Source organism: Clavibacter michiganensis subsp. tessellarius (assembly GCF_021922985.1).
Classification (GTDB): domain Bacteria; phylum Actinomycetota; class Actinomycetes; order Actinomycetales; family Microbacteriaceae; genus Clavibacter; species Clavibacter tessellarius.
The window spans coordinates 2,582,916-2,599,231 of sequence record NZ_CP040788.1 but is presented as its reverse complement, the minus strand read 5'-3'; the positions used below and the strand labels follow the sequence as shown (position 1 = coordinate 2,599,231).

At 76.5% G+C, this 16,316-nt stretch carries 18 protein-coding genes; 9 read left to right on the top strand and 9 right to left on the bottom strand.

Going from position 1 to position 16,316, the window contains the following annotated elements; genetic code table 11:
- Positions 1–170 precede the first annotated feature (170 nt).
- On the bottom strand, positions 171–440 hold the full coding sequence (locus FGG90_RS12290; protein ID WP_094126755.1) for a hypothetical protein: 270 nt from the start codon (positions 438–440) through the stop codon (positions 171–173).
- Positions 441–677: 237 nt separating this feature from the next.
- Between FGG90_RS12290 and FGG90_RS12285 the strand changes: the two genes are divergently transcribed.
- The 5 genes from FGG90_RS12285 (at position 678) to FGG90_RS12265 (ending at position 3,973) form a co-directional block, all read left to right on the top strand.
- Positions 678–932 (top strand): DUF4287 domain-containing protein, encoded by a 255-nt coding sequence (locus tag FGG90_RS12285; protein WP_094126757.1) that lies wholly within the window; start codon positions 678–680, stop codon positions 930–932.
- Positions 933–1,011: 79 nt separating this feature from the next.
- Positions 1,012–1,650, top strand: coding sequence for a YdcF family protein (locus tag FGG90_RS12280; RefSeq protein ID WP_210433021.1), 639 nt, complete (start codon positions 1,012–1,014; stop codon positions 1,648–1,650).
- Between the two features lie 124 nt (positions 1,651–1,774).
- Positions 1,775–2,482: a Pr6Pr family membrane protein gene (locus FGG90_RS12275; protein ID WP_237583375.1), complete on the top strand. Its 708-nt coding sequence runs from the start codon at positions 1,775–1,777 to the stop codon at positions 2,480–2,482.
- On the top strand, positions 2,475–2,882 hold the full coding sequence (locus FGG90_RS12270) for a nuclear transport factor 2 family protein (RefSeq protein ID WP_094126761.1): 408 nt from the start codon (positions 2,475–2,477) through the stop codon (positions 2,880–2,882). Before FGG90_RS12275 ends, FGG90_RS12270 begins: the two co-directional genes overlap by 8 nt.
- Before the next feature lie 80 nt (positions 2,883–2,962).
- Positions 2,963–3,973: a LacI family DNA-binding transcriptional regulator gene (locus FGG90_RS12265; protein ID WP_094126763.1), complete on the top strand. Its 1,011-nt coding sequence runs from the start codon at positions 2,963–2,965 to the stop codon at positions 3,971–3,973.
- A 150-nt stretch (positions 3,974–4,123) separates the two neighbouring features.
- Here the strand turns inward: FGG90_RS12265 and FGG90_RS12260 are convergent, their stop codons facing one another.
- The 6 genes from FGG90_RS12260 to FGG90_RS12235 form a co-directional block, all read right to left on the bottom strand.
- Positions 4,124–5,476: a PepSY-associated TM helix domain-containing protein gene (locus FGG90_RS12260; protein ID WP_337249883.1), complete on the bottom strand. Its 1,353-nt coding sequence runs from the start codon at positions 5,474–5,476 to the stop codon at positions 4,124–4,126.
- 148 nt (positions 5,477–5,624) lie between these two features.
- Entirely contained in the window at positions 5,625–6,395 is a 771-nt protein-coding gene (locus FGG90_RS12255) for a YcnI family protein (protein WP_094126767.1), read from the bottom strand.
- Between the two features lie 169 nt (positions 6,396–6,564).
- A complete protein-coding gene (locus FGG90_RS12250; RefSeq protein WP_094126769.1) occupies positions 6,565–7,287 on the bottom strand; it encodes a hypothetical protein in 723 nt (240 codons plus the stop codon).
- A 78-nt stretch (positions 7,288–7,365) separates the two neighbouring features.
- Positions 7,366–8,580: a Gfo/Idh/MocA family protein gene (locus tag FGG90_RS12245; protein WP_210433022.1), complete on the bottom strand. Its 1,215-nt coding sequence runs from the start codon at positions 8,578–8,580 to the stop codon at positions 7,366–7,368.
- A gap of 195 nt (positions 8,581–8,775) precedes the next feature.
- Positions 8,776–10,041, bottom strand: coding sequence for an LPXTG cell wall anchor domain-containing protein (locus FGG90_RS12240; protein ID WP_094126771.1), 1,266 nt, complete (start codon positions 10,039–10,041; stop codon positions 8,776–8,778).
- A gap of 265 nt (positions 10,042–10,306) precedes the next feature.
- Entirely contained in the window at positions 10,307–11,065 is a 759-nt protein-coding gene (locus FGG90_RS12235; protein WP_094126773.1) for a response regulator transcription factor, read from the bottom strand.
- A 349-nt stretch (positions 11,066–11,414) separates the two neighbouring features.
- Between FGG90_RS12235 and FGG90_RS12230 the strand changes: the two genes are divergently transcribed.
- From FGG90_RS12230 to FGG90_RS12220, 3 genes are all read left to right on the top strand, one after another.
- Positions 11,415–12,047, top strand: coding sequence for an RNA polymerase sigma factor (locus FGG90_RS12230; protein ID WP_378143596.1), 633 nt, complete (start codon positions 11,415–11,417; stop codon positions 12,045–12,047).
- The gene (locus FGG90_RS12225; protein WP_094126775.1) at positions 12,044–12,676 is read left to right on the top strand and encodes a methylated-DNA--[protein]-cysteine S-methyltransferase; all 633 of its coding nucleotides are present in this window, start codon (positions 12,044–12,046) and stop codon (positions 12,674–12,676) included. The genes FGG90_RS12230 and FGG90_RS12225 overlap by 4 nt, the downstream gene beginning before the upstream one ends.
- 64 nt (positions 12,677–12,740) lie before the next feature.
- A complete protein-coding gene (locus FGG90_RS12220) occupies positions 12,741–13,010 on the top strand; it encodes a hypothetical protein (RefSeq protein ID WP_210433023.1) in 270 nt (89 codons plus the stop codon).
- On the opposite strand, the gene FGG90_RS12215 is transcribed toward FGG90_RS12220, so the two are convergent.
- Together FGG90_RS12215 and FGG90_RS12210 are read right to left on the bottom strand one after the other, a co-directional pair.
- Positions 13,007–13,540, bottom strand: a complete 534-nt coding sequence (locus FGG90_RS12215; protein ID WP_094126777.1) for an isochorismatase family protein — start codon at positions 13,538–13,540, stop codon at positions 13,007–13,009. The two genes, FGG90_RS12220 and FGG90_RS12215, sit on opposite strands and share 4 nt — an antisense overlap.
- Positions 13,541–13,631: 91 nt before the next feature.
- Positions 13,632–14,651 carry a LacI family DNA-binding transcriptional regulator gene (locus FGG90_RS12210; RefSeq protein ID WP_237583373.1) on the bottom strand — a complete coding sequence of 340 codons (1,020 nt, stop codon included), beginning with the start codon at positions 14,649–14,651 and terminating at the stop codon, positions 13,632–13,634.
- Positions 14,652–14,746: 95 nt separating this feature from the next.
- Between FGG90_RS12210 and FGG90_RS12205 the strand changes: the two genes are divergently transcribed.
- On the top strand, positions 14,747–16,258 hold the full coding sequence (locus FGG90_RS12205) for a hypothetical protein (RefSeq protein ID WP_133065130.1): 1,512 nt from the start codon (positions 14,747–14,749) through the stop codon (positions 16,256–16,258).
- Positions 16,259–16,316 lie beyond the last annotated feature (58 nt).

The window sequence follows — 16,316 nt, the reverse complement described above, 5'->3', positions numbered from 1 at the left end:
TCGCACGAGGCGTGCCGCGGCGCACCGGACCCGGACTCGGACTCCCCCGAGGGCGAGCCACGCGACCGGTGCCGACCGCGATGACGCGCGTGCCCCCGCTCGCGCAGCCCGGGACGGCGCAGGACCCCGCGTCGTCCCGGGTCGCTCCGCGCAGCGCGCGTCGCGGGACGCTAGCCGTAGGTGTACAGGTCGAGGTCGGCGCTCGCGGGCTGCTCCTCGGGATCCTCCGACTCGTCCTCGCGCTCGTGCACCTCGAGGCGCACGGAGGAGCGCGACGTGACGAGCACGGACACCCCCACCTGGCCGGCGCCGACGAAGTCGACGAAGCGGGCGCCCCCGGTGACGGCGTCGACGATGCGCGCCTTGAGCGCCTCGACGTCCTGGCCCTCGGCGAGCTGGATCGGCTCGCCGTCGATGCGGATGCTGGTGGTGGTGTGCATGTGACCCTCGTGTCGCGCAGCGCCGGGGAGGCCGGCGTCCTGGCGAGCCGCCACGGGGTCCGGGCGAGCGAGCTCGATGGGTCGAGACTATTCCCCAGTCGGGGAGCGGTCTCCCCCCTTGACACGGGTGCGCAGCGGGATCGCCCGGCCCGCCGCGACGGAGGCGGTGGCGCACGGGGCTCCGCCGCGGCCGGATCCGCCGTGGTCGCCGCGGCACGGCCCGGGTAGCGTCGGAGCATGAACGCGCACGGCATCGTCGCCCCGCCCCCGCCGGCCGACGGACGCACGACCCACGGCCCCGCCTCCTACTTCCCGAGCATCGAGAGCGCCTACGGCCAGCCGGTGCAGCACTGGATCGACCTCGCCGACGCCCGCCTCGACGTGGAGCCGCACATGCGCGCGGTCACCTGGTTGAAGACCGAGCACGGGCTCGGCCACGGCCACGCCAACGCGGTCGTCGCGTTCGTGAAGGCCGCGCGCACCGCGGGCTGAGCGGGACCGCCCGCGGCGCCGGCACCAGCCCCGGCACCGGCACCATCACCAGCCCCGCACCGCCGCGTAGCCTGAGCCCATGCGGATCCGCCGGCCCCTCCCCGCCGCGCCCGCCGCGGTCGGCGCCCTGGTCGCGGGCGTCGCGGTCGCCGGCGTCGCGGTCGCGGTCGTCCTGGCGGCGAGCGAGCTGATCCACCTCCTCGCGAGCACGCGCGGCCTCGGTCGCGCCCCCGGCCGGCCCGACGGCACGGTGGGCCGCGAGGCCGTCGTCGTGCTCGGCTTCGGCGACGCCGGCCCGCGCGCGAACCGGATCAACCGCTTCCGGGTCGATGCAGCCCTCCGCTCGATGGACCCGGGCGCCGCGTCGACCACGCTCGTGCTCTGCGGCGGATCCGTGATGGGCGACGAGCCCGAGGCGCGGATCCTCGCCCGCTACGCCCGCGAGCGCGGCTACGCGGGCCCCGTCGTCCTCGAGGAGGCGAGCCGGAGCACGCGCGAGAACGTCGCGAACGCGATCCCGCTCATCGAGGACGCCGACACCGTCCGCATCGTCTCCGACCCGGTGCACGCCGAGGAGGCGCGCGGCTACCTGCGCGCGGCCCGCCCCGACCTCGCGGACCGCCTCGCGCGCGCGGAGGACTACCGCTTCGGCGAGGTGACGTGGATGAAGCCGCTCGCCATCGTCGTCGCGGTGCTGCGGCGGGCGCGCGCGGCCTGAGCCGCGACCTCCTCCCGGGCACCGGAGCGCCCGGGCGCCTGGGCATCCGCCGGGCATCGCCGCCCGGACCCGCCCTCCGTGGACAGTCGGACCCGCCGCGCGCGCGGGCGTGCGAACGTATCGCGTGCGCATCCTCCTCTCCGCCGTCCGGCTCGCCACGGCCGCGGCCGCCCTCGTCGGCGTCATCGCCCAGTACCACGTCAACTACGCCTACTGGATCAGCCTCGGCATCCCGGGCATCGCCGGGAAGTCGCTCGACTTCGCGCTGTTCTTCACGACCGAGGCGAACCTGCTCGGCGTGGTGGTGCTCACCATCGGCGGCCTGCGCCTGGCGCGCGGGCGGGTGGACGCGAGCGTCGCCTGGGCCACGCTGCGCCTCTCGTCGACGGTGTACCTGCTCATCACCGGGATCGTCTGGAACCTGCTGCTCCGCGGGCTCCCCGTCCCGCCTCCCCTGCAGCTCGACTGGGCCAACCAGATCGTGCACGTGGCGGTGCCGATCGTCGTCCTCCTCGATTGGCTCATCGCGCCCGACCGCACCCGGCTCGGCGGCGGCGCCATCGGCCGCCTCATCGTCTTCCCCCTCGTCTGGATCGCGGTCACGCTCGGCCGTGGGCCCTTCACCGGCGACCAGGTCACGGGCAGCCCCACCTACTACCCGTACGGCTTCCTCGACCCGACCTCCTCGCCCGGCGGGTACCTCACGGTCGGCGAGTACGTGGTGGGCCTCACCATCGCGGTGTGCGGCATCGCCGGCCTCCTCATCGCCGTGACGCGCCTGCGCCCCCGCACCGGCGGCGAGAGCCCGACGCTCCGGGCACGGGGTGCCTGACCCCCTCGTCGCGCGGTACCTCGCGGCGCTGGAGCAGGCGGACGTCCCGGCGGCGCTCGCGCTGTTCGCCCCGGACGGCGTCGTGCACTCCCCGCTGTACGGGATCCTCCCGGCGGCCCGGTTCTACCCGGCGCTGTTCGCCGACACCGGCGCATCGCGGCTCCGCCTGCGCCGGGTGATGCGCGCGGACGACGAGGGGACGCCCACGGTCGCCTTCTGGTTCGACTTCGACTGGGTCCTCGCGAACGGTGAGCCGGCGCCCTTCTCGGTGGTCGACGTGGCCGAGCTCGACGCGGAGGGGCGCATCGTGCGGCTGCACATCGTCTACGACACGGCGCCCCTCCGCCCGGCGTTCGACCGCCAGCGCGCGCAGGCCGCCGGAGACGCCCGCGGGGCCTGACCCCGGGCTACGCTGAGGCGCATCCCGCCCGCACGCGACCGCGCGCGACCGCCCGACCGCGAGGAGCCGCCATCCCGACCATGCGAGAGGTCGCCGCACGCGCGGGGGTCTCGATCGCCACGGTCTCGTTCGTCGTCAACGGCACCAAGGCCGTGTCCGAGCAGACGCGGCGGGCCGTCACCGAGGCGATGCAGGAGCTCGGCTACCGCAACAACGTCGTGGCCCGCGCGCTCGCCAGCAAGCGCACCCGGATCATCGCGCTGCTGTTCCCGGCCGACGTGCAGCGCCTCAGCCGCATCGCCCTCGAGATCTTCATGAGCGCGGCCACGCGCGCGTCCGAGCTCGGCTACCACCTGGTGCTGTGGCCCACGGGCACGTCGCCGGACGACGTGTCCGACCTCGTCTCGGGGCGTCTGGTCGACGGCGTCATCGTGATGGAGGTGCGCATGGACGACTCGCGCATCGCCGACCTCGCGGCGCTCGACGTGCCGTTCGTCTCGATCGGGCGCACGGCCGACACCCGCGACCTGCCGTTCGTCGACATGGACTTCGAGCGCACCGTCGCCGAGGGGATCGACCACCTCCAGGCGCTCGGCCACCGGCGCTTCGGGCTGATGGTGGAGGACCTCGAGGGCGGGCCCCTGCGCGGGTACGGCCCGACGACGCGCACCGAGCGGGCGTTCCGCGCGGAGACGGCGGAGCGCGGGCTGGCCGCCGCGGTGGTCCGGTGCCCGCCCACGCCCGTCGGCGGGCGGGCCGCGGCGGGCGAGCTGCTGGCGGCGGATCCGGACATCACGGCGGTCCTGATCCTCAACGACCAGGCGGCCCGCGGCCTCATCTCGGGGCTCGATGCTGCGGGCCGGCGCGTGCCGGACGACGTGTCGATCCTGTCGCTCGCGTCGTCGACCGAGGTGGGCGCCCTCGTGGAGCCGGCCCTCAGCACGATGGACGCGCCGGGTCCGGAGCTCGGCCGCCTCTCGGTGGAGACGCTGCTCGCGCGCCTCGACGGCACGACCGCCGAGCTGCCGCACGCGCTGCTGCCGTGCCGGCTGCACGTGGCGGCGTCGACGGGGCCGGCGCCCGCGGCCTGATGCGGCGCCGCGCCGGCGGGCGGGCAGGCGAGCGCCGACGCCGGGCCGGGACGCGCCGCGCGGACCGTCCCGGGCGGACCGGTCGGAGTGGCCCAACCGACCGGATCAGCGGACGGGCCGGCCGCCGCGCTCCCGCGACGGCCGGCCGGATCACCCCGCCGCGGGTGGCGCCGCGCGGTGCACGCGCGCGGCCGTGACCAGCGCGTCGAGCAGCACGAAGCCGACCAGCGGGATCCCGACGAGCGGCAGGAAGAGCCCCACGCCGACGCCGACCGCGACCACCGCCGCGATGCCCCACCACGGCGCCCGCACCAGCGCGCCCGCGGGCGCCGGGCGGCCGGGTCGCGCGACGCCCGGACGGCGCCGCCACCACATCAGGTAGCCGAACACGACCATCGCGGCGATGCCGAGCGCCGTCACGGCCAGCAGGATCTGGTTCGGGAGCCCGAACATCGTCCCCTGGTGCGTGTCGACGCCCCAGCGCGCGAGCTTCGCGGGGAAGGGGTAGTCCGCGAAGTCGGTGCGGCCGACCACCTGGAGCGTGCTCCCGTCGACGGCCACCTGGTCGACCTGCGTGGGGAACGAGCGCTGGATCTCGCTCACGGTCCACGCCGTCCCCGCCGCCGACGGCGGTTTGATCTCCACGAGACCCGTGTCGACGTTCACGCCCTGCGCGACGCGGAGCACGTCGTCGAAGGTCGCCGGATCCACGGGCGCGGTCGTCGCGGGCGCGGCGCCGCCGTGGTGGCCGGCGTGCGGATCCGCCGCCGCTCCCCCGCTCGCGCCCGCGGCCGCGGCCTCGCCGAGCGCGGTCGGCAGGGTCGGTGCCTGCCAGCTGAGCGCGGCGCGGAGGTCGGTCACGTTCTGGCCGGCGAACCGCGACCACGTGATCCCGGTCGCCGACAGGAACAGCGCGCCCACGACCAGCCATACGCCGATCGACGCGTGCCAGGAGAGGATGCGCCGGTAGCCCGTCGCGCGCGGGTCCGGCCGCACGAGGTCGCGGCGGCGGGGCGACCGGCGCCAGCGCGCGATCCACAGGCCGAGTCCCGCGAGCGTCACGATGCCGAGCCAGCTCGCGGCGAGCTCGCTGTAGAGCCGGCCCGCGTCGCCGAGGCCGAGGGTGCGGTGGACGTCGCTGATCGCCGAGCGGAGCGGGAGGGCGCCGCTCGTGCCGTAGACCGGGAGGTCGCCGCGGATGGACGCGTCGGCCGGGTCGACGAAGATCGCCCGGCTCTCGCTCGCGCGGAGGCCGTCGCCCGTGAACATCACGCGCGTGGTGTCGCCGGGACCGGGTGCGGGGCGGACCGCCGTGAGGGTGCCGGATCCGCCGACCACCGCCTCCGCGGCCTCGACCTGCGCGGCGAGCGGGACCGTCGCGCCGGTGACGGGCGCGCGGAGCTCGTGCGCGTAGACGACCCGCTCGATCGACGGCGACAGCGCGTAGGCCGCGCCGCTCAGGGCCGCGACCAGGATGAACGGGCCGACGAGGATCCCGGCCAGGAAGTGCAGGCGGAGCAGCAGCGGGAGGAGCCAGCCGCGCGGCGGGCGGGTGACGACGGGGGCCGGGGCCGGCGCGGGCCCGCCGGCCCCGGGGCGTCCGCGGTCGCGGCGGCGGTGGCCGCGGCATCCGCCCGGTCGTCGACGGCGGTCATCGGCGTGCGCCCTGCTGCGGGCGGCGCATGCCGATGGTGAGGAGCATCACGGCGACGACGCCCACGACGAGCGCGCCGAGGCCGAGGAACCGGGCGACCGGGTCGACCGGGGCCGCGGCGGGGGTCGCGGCGGCGGCGTCCGCGGATGCACCGGCGCCGCTCGCGTCGGCGGCCGTCCCGGCGGCGCTCGTCAGGGTGACCGCCGGCGCCGGGTGGTCGGGCTCGGCGCCCGCGGCCGGGAGCTCGGCCCAGTCGGTGGATCCCTCCACGCACGTCTGCAGCGTCGGGAACGCGACGACGTCCCCGGCCCGGCCGTCGACGGGGAGCAGCGCCTCGACCTGCACGGTCGCGCGCAGGGCGTCGGGCAGCGGCTGGTCGGCCGTGTAGGTGACGGTCGTGCCGTCCGCCGCCTCCTGCTCGGCGACGGACCAGCCGGGCGTGAGGGTCGGCTTCACGGCCTGCACGTCGGCGGGGAAGCGGATCGCGAGGGCGGTGGTGGCGGATCCCTCGCAGCCGTGGCCGACCGCGAAGGTCAGGACGCTGAGGGCGGCGGGGGCGGTGGAGGAGGCGTCGAGCTCGACGTGGGCGGACGCGGCGAGCGGCGCCGACAGCGCGAGGCCGACGCCGAGCGCGGCACCGGTGGCCACGAGCGCGCGCCGGGAGGCGGTGCGCCGGGGTGCGGCGCCGGTCGTCCGGGGGGCGGCGTCGACATGGCGGCGGCGTCCCGGCGGGCGGGCGGATGCGGGCAGGCGGGTGGTGCGGGGCATGGGGGTCCTTCGGTGGGGCACGGGCGTGGCCGTGCGGATCCGGGCGTGCGGGGGCGCGCGGCACCCCGGCGACGATCGGCGGCGCGGGAGGCGCGGGAGGCGCGGCGATCGTCGGCGGGCGGGCGGCGCGGGCCGCGCCCGGGTCCCCGAGGGACGCGGCGGGCGCGGATCAGGCGGCGAGCAGGCGCCGCGGCGGACCGCGGCGGCCCCGGATCCGCGCGGTGAGGAGGGAGACGAGGCGCGCCGGGCGCACGTCGGCGGCCAGGCGGCCGGGCCGCGGGGCGACGGCCGGCTCGGCGAGCGCGGCGGCCACGGCGACGGCGGCCGCCACCAGCGCGCCGACGGCCCCGGAGATCGCGCCGCCCACGCGCACGGCGAGCGCCCGCGCGACGCGGCGGACGGCGTCGGCCCCGGCGCGGAGCGAGCAGACGCTGATCAGGCCGGCGATGACGTGCGCGAGGAGCATGGCGCCGTCGTGGTCCGCGGGCATGGCCATGGCACCCGGATCGGCGAGCGCGCGGGCGGCGTCGGCGGCCGCGTGCGCGTGCGCGTGGCCGTGCCCGCTGGCGGCAGCGGATCCGGAGGCGGCGCCGGCGGCCGACCCGGCGGATCCGCCCGCCGCGCCGCCGGCCGCCGCCATGCCGGATCCGCCGAACGTGAAGGCCGCGTGCAGCACCCCCTGGGTGGCGCCGATGGCGAGCACGAGGTGGGCGAGCGTCACGCGGCGGCCGCCGAGCGCGAAGCAGAGCACGACGCCCGCGACGAGCGCGAGCCCGAGGACGAGCGGATGCGGGAGGCCGCCGCCGGCCGCCGCGTGCGCGGTCGCCGTGACGAGCGTGCAGACCAGCGCGGACAGCGCGGCGCGCCGCATCCGCGCCTGTCGTGCCTGCACCCGTCCGCCTCCCGGTCGTCCGGACCAGGGTACGCGAGCGTCCGCGGGCCCCGGCCCGCGGACGTCAGCCCGCGGACGTCAGCTCGCGGCGGGGTCCACCTGCACCCACGCGCTGCCGTCGGCCGAGCTGCGCTCCACGGCGTCGAGCACGCGCTGCACGCGGAGCCCGTCGGCGAAGGATGGCTGCGGCTCCTGGCCCGCGGCGATGTCGTGCACGAGGTCGCGCACCTGGTGCGTGAACGCGTGCTCGTAGCCGAGGCCGTGGCCGGTGGGCCACCACGCGGCCGTGTAGGGGTGCTCGGGCTCGGTGACGAGGATCCGCCGGAAGCCGAGCCGGTCGGCGGGCGCGGTCGCGTCGTACAGCTCGATCTCGTTGAGGCGCTCGAGGTCGAAGGAGATGGCGCCGTCGGATCCGCTGAACTCCAGCCGGAGCGCGTTCTTGCGGCCGGTGGCCATGCGGGTCGCCTCGAAGCTGGCGAGCGCGCCGCCCGCGAGCTTCCCGGTGAAGTAGGCCGCGTCGTCGACCGTCACCTTCCCGCGCTCGCTCGAGGCGACGCCGCCGAGGCCGCGCGTCTCGGCGAGCAGCGGGCGCTCCTCCACGAAGGTGCGGAGCAGGCCGCTGACCGCGTCCAGCTGCTCGCCGGTGATGAACTGCACCGCGTCGACGATGTGCGCGCCGATGTCGCCGAGCGCGCCGGATCCGGCCGCCCCCTTGTCGAGGCGCCACGTCATCGGGCCCTCGGCGTCGGTCAGCCAGTCCTGCAGGTACAGGGCGCGCACCTGGCGGAGCTCGCCGATCGCGCCCTGCGCCACGAGGTCGCGCGCGAAGGTGATGGCGGGCACGCGGCGGTAGCTGAAGCCGACCATCGCGCGGATGCCCTTCGCGGCGGCCTTCTCCGCAGCGGCCGCCATGATCTCGGCCTCCTCCACCGTGTTGGCGAGCGGCTTCTCGCAGAGCACGTGCTTGCCGGCCTCGAGCGCGGCGACCGCGATCTCGACGTGCGTGCTGCCGGGCGAGCAGATGTCGACCACGTCGATGTCGTCGCGCTCGATGGCGGCGCGCCAGTCGGTCTCGGCGCGATCCCAGCCCCAGCGGTCCGCGGACTCCTGCGTGCGCGCCTGGTCGCGCCCGACGACGGACACCATGCGCGGCGCGAGCGGCAGGTCGAAGAACGCGGGCGCGACGCGCCAGGCCTGCGAGTGGGCGGCGCCCATGAACCCGTGGCCGACCATCGCGACGCCGAGGGCGCCTCCGGTCTCCGTGGGCGTCGCTGCGGGCTGCGTGTCGGACATGGGACTCCTTCGTCTCATTCGTGGGGCGGATCGGCGTGCGGCGGATCCGCGTGCGGGGATTCGTTGCGGCTCGCGTCAAATGTACGGGGCGGCCGCGGCGCGGGACAAGGCGCGCGCCGCGTCCGCACGCGACGACGGCCGGATCCCCGCGGGGATCCGGCCGTCGTCGTGCGTGGTGCGGGTGGTGCGGTGCCGCTACTCCGCGGAGCGCAGGCGGCGGCGGGCGACGAGCGCGCCCGCGCCGACGAGGGCCAGCAGCGCGCCCAGGCCGCCGAGGCCGAGGGCCGCGGTGCCGTCGGTGCCCGTGACGGGCAGGGTGTCGCCGTGCTGCGCGGCCGGCTTCGTGATCGGCGTCGGAGCGGTGCCCGCGGGGTCGATCGACGGCGTGGTCGGCGTCGGGGTCGGGACGCCCGGGATGACCGGTCCGCCCGCGTCCTCGCCGGTCAGCTCGACGGTGCCGCCCTGCGCGAGGCCCGACTCGAGGCCCAGGACGGAGACCTGGTACGTGCCCGGCTGGATGTCGCCGAACAGGATGATCGGCTGCGCGAACGTGCCGTCGACGTCGGCGCGCACGAGGTCCTTGAGCGAGCGGGTGCTGACGCCCACGCCGCTGTTGGCGTCGCTGAGCTGGATCACGCGGCCGTCGGGCGCGGTGACCGTGACCTGGACCGCCTCGTAGCGGAGGTAGCCGGTCGCGGTGACCTTGAGGCCGCCGAGGAGGCTGGTCGCCTCGGCGACGGTGGTCGGCGAGATGGTCGAGAACGACGCCTCGGCGCGCACGAACGGGCCGACGGGCGCCTCGGCGAAGCGCACCAGGCCGCGGATCTCGCCCGTGACCTCGAGGTCGAGGCCGACCTGCGTGACGGTGACGCTCGCGGTCTTCGAGCCCTGGAGCAGCTCGGTGAAGCTCGCGGGGAACGCGTACGTGCCGTCGGCGCCGACGATGCCGATGCCGGCGACGGACTTGACGCCCACGGCGTTGAAGTAGCTGGCGGTGACGATGCTGCCCGCGGTGCCGGTGCCGGCGAACGGCACGGCCTCGTTGATCGGGAGGGCGACGCCGCGGTCGGGCGTGGTCCAGGTGAAGGGCAGCTCGACGACGGGGACGGTCGGCTCGAGCGTCGGCAGGCCGGTCGTGGGCGCGCCGGTGGTCGGGGCGCCGGTGGAGGGCGTCGGGGTCGACTCGACCGGGGCGTCGGCGACGGGCGCGGACTCCTCCGCGGGCGCGGGCGTCGGGGTCGCGTCCTCGGCGGGGGCCTCGACCGCGGGGGTCTCGGCGACGGGCGCCTCGGCGACCGGGGCGTCGACGGCGACGGGCGTCGCGTCCGCGGGGACGGTCTCGGCGTGGGCGGCCGGCGCCATCGCGAGGGGCAGGAGGACGAGCGATGCCGAGAGGCAGGCGCCCGCTGCTGCGCGGCGGAACGACCTGCCGCGACCGGCGGCGGGGGTGGGACGGGTCATGACATCTCCAGTGGTGCCGACCGCCCGTGCGCGCCATTGCTGTGCCGCGACCGTGCGGTAGAGGGGACGCGTTCCGGGGTCTCGGGGACGCGGCGGGGAGGATCTGCTCCCCATCGCCGACTGTAGGGACTTCCTTTCCCCACCTGGGGAGATATTTCGGGCAGTGTGACGCGTGTGACTCGTGATCCCCGGAGTTGCGGGGGTGACACGCGGGATCCACCCCCGCACTGGGGGTCAGCAGCCGCGCGGCCCGGGCGGCGTCCGGTCAGCCCGCGGGCGCCAGCACGAGGTCGTCGCCGGAGACCGCGAGCAGCACGATGCGGTCCTGACCGGCACGTCGTCCCGTCACGACGGGCAGGTCGAGGAGCGCCTGCGGGGCGACGGGCTCGCCGCCCGCGTCGAGCAGCCGGTGGGCGAGCTCGCGCAGCGGGAGCCGGTGCGTCGGCTCCTCGGCGAGCGCCTGCACGACGACGAGCTCGGTCGGATCCAGCTCCAGCGGCACCCCCGCGAGCCACGCCTCGCCCGTGACCGGGTCGAGCACGAGGTCGCCCGCGGTGACGAGCGCGGGCGCGAGGCCGCGGCGGCGGAACAGGTCGCGCACGGTCCCGACGACCTCCTCGAGGCCGAACGGCTTCGTGACGTAGTCGTCGGCGCCCGCCCCGAAGGCGGCGAGCCGGTCCTCGAGCGAGTCGCGGCCGGTGAGGAAGAGGACGGGGGTCGCGACGCCCGCGCGACGCAGCTCGGCGACGACCTCCACGCCTGAGACGTCGGGCAGCATCATGTCGAGGAGCATGGCGTCGGGCGCGTCCTCGACGGCGGCGGCGATGGCCGCGCGGCCGGTCGCGAACACGCGCACGTCCCAGCCCTCCATCCGCAGCGCGAGCGACAGCAGCTGCGTGATGGGCGCCTCCTCGTCGACCACCGCGACGCGGAGCGCGCGCGGCGGGCCGGATGCGGCCGGGTCCGCGGGCGACGGCACCGCCCGCTCGTCGTCGGGGGCGGCGGGGCTCGCGATGCCGGTCATGGGGATCCTCTCGTGGCCGCCCGGATGCCGCCGCCGACCCGAGGGGGACGGGCCGACGGCGGAGGCTCCGGGCGGAGCGCGCGGCCGGGGGAGCCGCTCCCCCATCCTGACGAGCGGCGGGCTCGCGGGCGTCCTCCCCGGGGATGGTCACGGGTGGTCCCCACGGGGTGCACGGGCGGGGCACCGCGGATCACGAGGAGGCGCACGGCGCGTCCGGAGGAGGGGCGGCACCCACCGGCGCCTCGGCCCGGCGGCCGCGCCCTCGTCCCGGGCCCACGGATCCGCGAGACTGATCCGCACGCCGACCTCACGGATCACCCCGCCCCGGCGTCTACCCGGTGTGGAGATGATGCAGCCGTTCGACAGGGTCGTGACCGAGCACGGCGCCGTGGTGCTCCGCGTCTGCCGGGCCGTGCTCGGCGGGCACGCGGACGCCGAGGACGCGTGGTCGGAGACGTTCCTGTCGGCGCTGGTCGCGTACCCGCGGCTCGGCCCGCGGGCCGACGTGCGGGCGTGGCTCGTCACCATCGCGCACCGCAAGGCCCTCGACGCGATCCGCGCCCGCGGCCGCCGCGCGCTCCCCGTCGACGAGGTGCCCGAGCGGATCTCCGACCTCGGCGTGCCCGGATCCGGCGACCCCGACCTCTGGCGCGAAGTCGCCCGCCTGCCCGAGCGGCAGCGGCTCGCGGTCGCCTACCGGCACCTCGGCGGGCTGCCGTACGCGGAGGTCGCGGCCGTGATCGGCGGCACGCCCGAGGCCGCGCGCCGGGCGGCGGCCGACGGGGTGGCGAGCCTGCGGCGGGCGATGGCGGACGAGCCGCGCGGCGGGGCGGCCGCCGTCGGCGCATCCGGTCCCGCCCGGGCACCCGACGCCGCCGACGCCGATCCCGCGCCCGCCCGCGGCGACGCGGCCGACCCTGCATCCGCCGACGCCCCCGACCCCGCATCCGTCAGCGCACCTGCCCGAGGAGGACGACCGTGACCGACCCCGATCCCGACGACGCCGCCCCCTTCCTCGACGCGGACGCCCTCGAGCGCGCGGATCCCACCGCCCCCGCCCTCGACGCCCTCCGTCTCCGCCTCGCCGACGCGGCCGAGGAGGCGGACGCCCTCGACGTCGGGTTCACCACCATCGACTCCCCCGTCGGCCCGCTCCTCCTCGCCGCCACCGAGCGCGGCCTGATCCGCGTCGCGTACTCCCGCGAGGACCACGACACCGTGCTCGGCGACCTCGCGCGGCGGCTCGGCCCGCGGATCCTGCGCGCCCCGAGGCGCCTCGATGCGGCGGCCCGCGAGCTCGACGAGTACTTCGCCGGCCGCCGCCGCTCCTTCGACCTCCCGCTCGACCGCCGCCTCTCCACCGGCTTCCGCGATCGCGTGCAGCGGCTGCTCCCCGAGATCCCGTACGGCTCCACGCGCACCTACCGCGAGGTCGCCGAGACGGCCGGCAGCCCGGCCGCCACGCGCGCGGTGGGCACTGCCTGCTCGACGAACCCGCTGCCCGTCGTGATCCCGTGCCACCGGGTCCTCCGCTCCGACGGCACGCTCGGCGGCTACATCGGCGGGCTCGCGGCGAAGACGACGCTGCTCGAGCTGGAGGGCCGCATCTGATCCGCCGGCCGCATCCCCCCTGCGGAGGACGCGGTCGGGTGCGCGGCCGCCTAGCGTCGAGGGCATGGGCGGATCGGAAGCACCCGGCGCCCCCGCGGCCCCGCCGGACGAGGACGACGACGCGACGAGCCCGAACATCGCGCTCGGCGTCGTGTTCGGCATGCTCGGCCTGGCCCTCATGCTGACCCTCGACGAGGCGCGGTTCGCGGGCCTGCCCTTCCTGATCCTCGGCGTCACCTTCGTCGTGATGGGGATCCGCCCGTGGAAGCGAGGGGCCTCGACCGCGGACGCGCCCGACGCCCCCGCCCCCGCCCCCGAGGGCGACGCCCGCTAGAGCCGCACGGCGTCGTGCGCCTCGACCGTCGACGTGATGCCCGGGTATCGGAGCGTCCGGAAGTACAGGTCGGTGTGCGCGATGATCTGCTCCGCGCCGATCGCGACGCCCTCGTGCCGGGCGTCGGCCGTCGTGTGCGCGTCGCCGACGAGCGTCACGTCGAACCCCCGCGCCGCGGCGCTCTGCAGCGTCGTGCGGACGCAGTAGTCGGTCTGCGCGCCCGCCACGACGATCCGCGTGGTCCCGAGCCGCGCGAGCACCTCGACGAGGTTGGTGCCTGCGAAGGAGTCGCGGTGGGCCTTGCGCACCAGCGCCTCGCCGGGCGTGCGCGCGAGCGGCGGCACGAGCGCCCAGTCAGGGTCGCCCTCCGCGAAGCCGTGGTGGTCCTGGATCCAGACCACCGGCGCCCCGGCGGCGCGGGCGCGCGCAACGAGCGCGGCCGTGCGGGCCACCACGCCGTCGGAGTCGCGGCAGCCGGGCAGTACGCCGGCCTGGAGGTCGATCACGAGCAGGGCGGTGGTGGAAGCCATGCGCCGATCCTGCCGGAGGCCCGCGCGCATCGCGCCCGCGGACGCCGCGCGCCGCCGCCGGTCAGCCGCGCAGCCGCGAGCCGCGACCCGGTCAGCCGCGATCCGGTGCCGGCCCCAGCGACTCCCCCGGCACGAGATCGCAGCCGAGGAGCTGCTGGTGCGCCGTCTCGGCGGCGCCGTCGACGAGGATCTGCACGGCCCGCCGGCCCATGTCGCGCCGCGGCAGCTCGAAGCCGGTCTGCCAGCCGCTCGGATCCGCGGATCCGGACAGCGACACGAGCGACAGGTCGCCGGGCACCTCGAGCCCCGCCTCCCCGGCCGCCGCGCGCAGCGCCGCGAACTGCTCCTCCTGCTCCGCGAGGACGACCGTGACGCCCTCCTCGCGGATGCGGCGGATCCACGCGCCCGCCGACGCGCCGTCCTCCGGCACGAGGTGCAGGAAGCCGTCGCCGAGCGCGGCCCGCGTGCCCGCCATGCGGTCGGTGTACGACTCGACGCCCGTGCCGTGCCCGGCGTACGCGAAACGGGTGTGCCCGCGCGCCCGGGCCCGCTCCACCAGCGCGCCCACGACGGACGCGTAGTCGGCGGCGACGTGCGGCACGGGGCCGCCCGCGTCGTCCCGGCGGCCGATGCTCACGAAGGGGAACCCGCTCGCGTTGAGGAACTCGAGCTCCTCCCGCGGCATCCGCTGGCCGAGCAGGATGCACGAGTCGGCGAGCCGCGGCCGCGTCGCGCCGCCGCTCAGCCCGCCGCGGCGGCCGCCCACCCGTCCGCTCGTGAGGAGGAGCAGGTCGATGTCGCGGTTCTGCGCCTCCTCCTCGATGCCGGCGAGGAACGGGTGGAAGAAGTCCTCGCGGTCGAGGGGGAAGAGGCTCTCGTACGTGTAGACGCCGATCATGCCCATGCCGCCCTGCTTGAGCCGCCGGGCGATGGGGTCGGCGACGTAGCCCGTCTCCTGGATGACCTTCAGCACGCGGGCCCGGGTCGCCTCCGGCACGCGCGCGAGCTGCTCATCCCGGTCGTTGAGGACGAACGACACCGTCGTCTGGCTCACCCCCGCGATGCGCGCGATGTCCCTCTGCGTGATCCGCGCCATCCGAGTCGGTTCCATTCTCCCATGATAATAGGTATTACGCCTTGACGGCCCCTCCCCGGTGAGCGAGGGTCGAACGGAGCACGACGAACACGAGAGGCGGTATGTCGACGATGACAGACCCCGATGCACCCCGCGAGAGGATCCCCCACCGAGCACGCCCCGCGGCCACGCGGCGGAGCCTGCTGACCGGGGGCGTCGTCGCCATGGCCGGCCTGGCCGTCGGCGCCGGTGCGGCCGGCCCGGCGTCCGCGGCCCCTCCGCCGTCGAAGCCCGCACCGCCCGGCGGCGGACCCGGCGGACCCGGGGGACCCGGCGGCGGCCCGGGCGGCAGCCTGACCGTCCGCGAGGCGCCGATCTCGCCCCTCGACCCCGGCCTCGGCTGGGACGACCGCGCGGGCGCCGACAACACGCGCGCCGTGCAGGCGGCGATAGACAAGGCGATGACCGCGCCCGGCGGCGAGGTGGCGCTGCCCGCGGGCGAGATCCGCGTGACCGGGATGTCCGTCGACTACCGCGGCCGACCCGTGCAGCCCGAGAACGGCGCCCCGTACGGGTACCCGGGGCCGAAGATCACGGGCGCCGGGATGCGGCAGACGCGCGTCGTGCAGATCGCGGGCTCGACCCGCGACATCCTCACCGTCTCCGGCCAGACCGGCGACGCCGCGGGCCCGGCCAACAACAACAAGGCGACCGGCGTCGTCATCGGCGACATGGAGCTCACCGGCACGGCGACCGGCGGGCACGGCCTCTACATCCGCTCGGCGGTGAACTGCGAGTTCCGGAACCTCTGGATCCAGCGCACCGGCCGCTCGGGCGTCTTCCGCGAGCGCGCCACCTTCGTCTCCGGCGTCGACGACGAGTACTCCTACGCGAACTCGTGGAACAAGATCAAGATCGTCTCCCCCGGCGGCTGGGGCGTGGAGGACTCGGGGCAGGCGTCCATCGGCGGGTCGATGACGAACGTCGAGGCGATCAACCCCGGCGCCGGCGGCTTCCTCCTGGCGCCGACGAACATGACCCTCCTCGACTGCCAGTCCATCGGCGGCACGGTGGGCCTGCGGTCGATCCGCAACGCCAACCTGAAGTCCGTCAACTCGGGACTCACCACGGTGAACTTCCGGTCGGAGGGGTCACGGGACGGCTGGGAGGTGCTCATCGAGGCGGGCACGAGCCACCTCATGATCAACCCGAACTTCTTCCCCACGTCGGGCGCCGACTGCCTGGGCGTCGGCCTCCGCGGCGGCGGGCCGACCTCGGAGGTGCGGAACCTCACCGTGATAGGCGGCTTCTTCGGGCTGAGCCTCGACCGCTTCCCCCGGCAGCGGGCGATCGTGCTGGGCGCGGACGCCCTCCAGACGCGCCTCGTGAACCCGTTCATCGAGCGCGGCGAGGACCAGGTCGACGAGTCCGCGCTCATCGAGGACGGTGGACGGCTCACGTCCTTCGAGCTCGGCAGCACGCGCGTGGAGCGCGCGGCCGGCTACACGACCGTGGCCCGCGCGCCGCGCAGCATCCCCACGCCGGCGGCCGGCCAGGTCAACGAGGGCTGGGAGCTCGCGGACGACGCCTGGCGGAAGGTCGCGGTCTTCCCCGACGGGCATCGCGTGGTCATGGCGTCCTGACGCCGGATCCGCCGCCCGCCCCGACACCATCTCCCCATCCCACCCGAACGACCAGCGA